The following is a 2,974-nucleotide window of genomic DNA, read 5'->3' as shown; positions in this document are numbered from 1 at the left end:
ATCGACAAGGTCACCAAGGCCGACATCCGGCGCGTGGCCAACAAAATCTTCATTGCGGAGAACCGGACCGTCGGCGTGCTCGATACGCGCAAGCCCGCCGGGAAAGGGGGGCAGCAATGATCCGCAGCAGAAACCTCTCGGTCCTGGCCATCATCGTCGCCCTGGCACTCCCGCTGGCGGCCCAGCAGGCGCAGCCCGCGGCCCAGCAGCCGGAGTGGAAACAGATCCAGACCCCGCAGCTGCCGCCTTTCCACCCGCAGGAACCCCGCCGCATCCAGCTCAAGAACGGGATGGTCATCTTCCTCCAGGAAGACCACGAGCTACCGCTGATCGACGGCACCATGCGCATCCGCGGTGGCGGGCGCGAGGTGCCCAAGGCCAAGACCGGCATGATGGCCATCTACGGCGAGGCCTGGCGGACCGGCGGCACCAAGACCAAGACCGGCGACGACCTCGACGACTTCCTGGAAGCGCGCGCCGCCAAAGTGGAGACCGAGGGCGGCGTCGATTCCACGTCCGTCGCCTTCTCCTGCCTGAAGGGCGACTTCGAGGATGTCTTCACTGTTTTCCTCGACGTGTTGCGGAACCCCGAGTTCCGGGAAGAGAAGATAGAACTGGCGAAGGACCAGGTGAATACCTCGATCTCGCGCCGCAACGACCAGATCAATTCGATCGCGGGGCGCGAATCCACCAAGCTGGCGTATGGCGCCGACAGTCCCTACGCGCGGCAAGCCGAGTATGCGACCGTGGCCGCCATCACCCGCCAGGACCTGCTCGACTTCCACCAGAAGTACCTGCAGCCCAACAACATCATCCTGGGTATCACCGGCGATTTCGACGGCAAGCAGATGGAGGCGCGGCTGCGGAAGGCATTCGACAGCTGGCCGCGCGGCGCGGCTTTCAAGGAGGCCCCTGCCGAGTTCAAGGGGGCCAAGCCGGGCGTCTATTTCATCCCCAAAGAAGACGTGAACCAGAGCGCCATCCGCATGGTGTACCCGGTGGAGGTGACGCGGCGCAGCCCGGATTACTACGCCATCGAGGTCATGGATGAAGTGCTGGGCGGGGGCTTCGCCTCGCGCCTGGTGAGCAACGTGCGCTCGGCCAAGGGGCTGGCTTACGCGGTGGGCGGCGGCATCAGCGTCCCCTACGATCATCCCGGCATGCTGCGCCTGTCGATGGGCACCAAGAGCCAGACCACCGTCGAAGGCCTGCAGGCGCTGAAGGAAGAGCTGGTGGGGATGGTCCAGCGCAAGGCCAGCGAAGAGGAGCTGAAGCGCGCCAAGGACAACATCCTGAACTCGTTCATCTTCAACTTCGACTCCAAGGCCAAGGTGCTGCGCGAGCGGATGGCGTACGAGTTCTACGGGTATCCTGCCGACTTCCTGGAGCAATACCGCACCGGCATCGAGAAGGTGACGGCAGCGGATGTGGCCCGGGTGGCGGAGAAGTACCTGCACGCGGACCGGCTGGCGGTGCTGGTGGTGGGGAATGACAAGGAGTTCGATAAGCCGCTCAATACCTTGGGTGCAGTAACGCCCATCGACATCACCATCCCGCCACCGCCGGGAGAGGAGAAGGCGGAGGTCGCGGCGGCCCCCACTGGTTCAACTCCGGAAGGCAGGGCCTTGGCGGCAAAGGTGGTCGAGAGCCTGGGGGGAGCGGCGGCGGTGAATGCGGTCAAGTCCTATAAACAGACCGCGACCATGACTGTACCCTCGCCCCAGGGCGGGACACAGATCGACTATGAATCCCTGGTCGCCTTCCCCGGACAGTCGCGCACCACCATGCAAACGCCCATGGGCGAGATCACCTTGGTGCTCGGCCCCGGAGGCGCGTTCCTGGAATCGGGAGGGAATTTCGAGGACATGCCTCCTCCTCAGCGGGAAAACGTGGTCAACAGCCTGAAGCGGGATTTCATCAACGTCGCCCAGCACCTGGACGATCCTAAGTACGTCTTTGTCGTGGGCGGCAACGAGAAGATCGGCGAGGTGGAGGCCACCGTCCTCGACCTCGACGCCGACGGGGCGCGTGCCCGCTGGTACGTGGACCCGAAGAGTGGCCGCGTGCTGCGCGCCATCTTCGAACGCAACGTACAGACCGGGCCAGTACGCTCCATCACCGACTATTCCGATTGGCGAACCGTGAATGGCGTAACCCTGCCCTTCAAGCGGAAGATCACCGAAGGCGGCAAAGAGGGCGGATGGTCCGAGATCAAGGAATTGGCGATCAATCCGGCGGTGGACCCGAAGCTGTTCGAGAAGCCCGTGTCTGCGGGCAAATGAGCCTTGCCTAAATACGTGTATCCGCCCGGCCCACGCTCCAGGCTCCCCGGGGGCGTGCTGGTGCCCTTCCGCCGCGACATGCTCAAGTTCATGGCGAAGGTGCAGCGCGAGTACGGGGACATCGCCTCCTTCCGCGCCGGCGGACAGTGGATCGTTCTGCTAAGTCATCCGGAAGCCATCAAGGACGTGCTGGTCACCAACAACCGCCTGTTCAGGAAGGGGCGGGTGCTGCAGCGGTCGAAACGCCTCCTGGGCGAAGGGCTGCTGACCAGCGAGGGCGACATCCACCTGCGCCAGCGCCGCCTGGTGCAGCCGGCGTTCCATCGTTCGCGCATCGCCGGCTACGCCGAGAAGATGGTCGAGTATGCGGCCCGCGACCGCGCGCGCTGGAAGGACGGCGCCACCCTCGACATGCATCACGAGATGATGCGGCTGACGCTGGCCATCGTCGCCAAGACGCTGTTTGATGCCGACGTCGAATCGCACGCCGATGAGGTCGGCACGGCCCTGAATGAGGTGATGGGTCTGTTCGGCTTCCTGCTGCTGCCCTTCTCCGAGTACCTGGAGAAGTTCCCGCTGCCGCCGGTGCGCCGCATGGAGCGCGCTCGCGCCCGCCTCGACCGCGTCATCTACGGCATGATCGAGCAGCGGCGGGCCAGCGGCGAGGACCGCGGCGACCTGCTCTCCATGCT

Annotated in this window: 2 protein-coding genes; both read left to right on the top strand. The window is 64.8% G+C overall.

Annotated features, from left to right (window positions below):
• Nucleotides 1–116: 116 nt before the first annotated feature.
• A complete protein-coding gene (locus VMS96_11825; protein HVP44113.1) occupies nucleotides 117–2,282 on the top strand; it encodes a pitrilysin family protein in 2,166 nt (721 codons plus the stop codon).
• Between the two features lie 3 nt (nucleotides 2,283–2,285).
• Nucleotides 2,286–2,974: cytochrome P450 (locus VMS96_11820; protein ID HVP44112.1), on the top strand; the 689-nt coding region annotated here is incomplete at its 3' end.

It is taken from the genome of Terriglobales bacterium (genome assembly GCA_035543055.1).
Lineage (GTDB): Bacteria > Acidobacteriota > Terriglobia > Terriglobales > Acidobacteriaceae > JAIQFD01.
Note: the sequence above shows the minus strand (reverse complement) of the source record. Positions and strands in the feature narration are given on the sequence as shown.

Bases quoted from the DNA above. Each gene is read 5' to 3' on its own strand.
- VMS96_11825 (HVP44113.1), top strand. From the start codon at position 117: ATGATCCGCAGCAGAAACCTCTCGGTCCTGGCCATCATCGTCGCCCTG.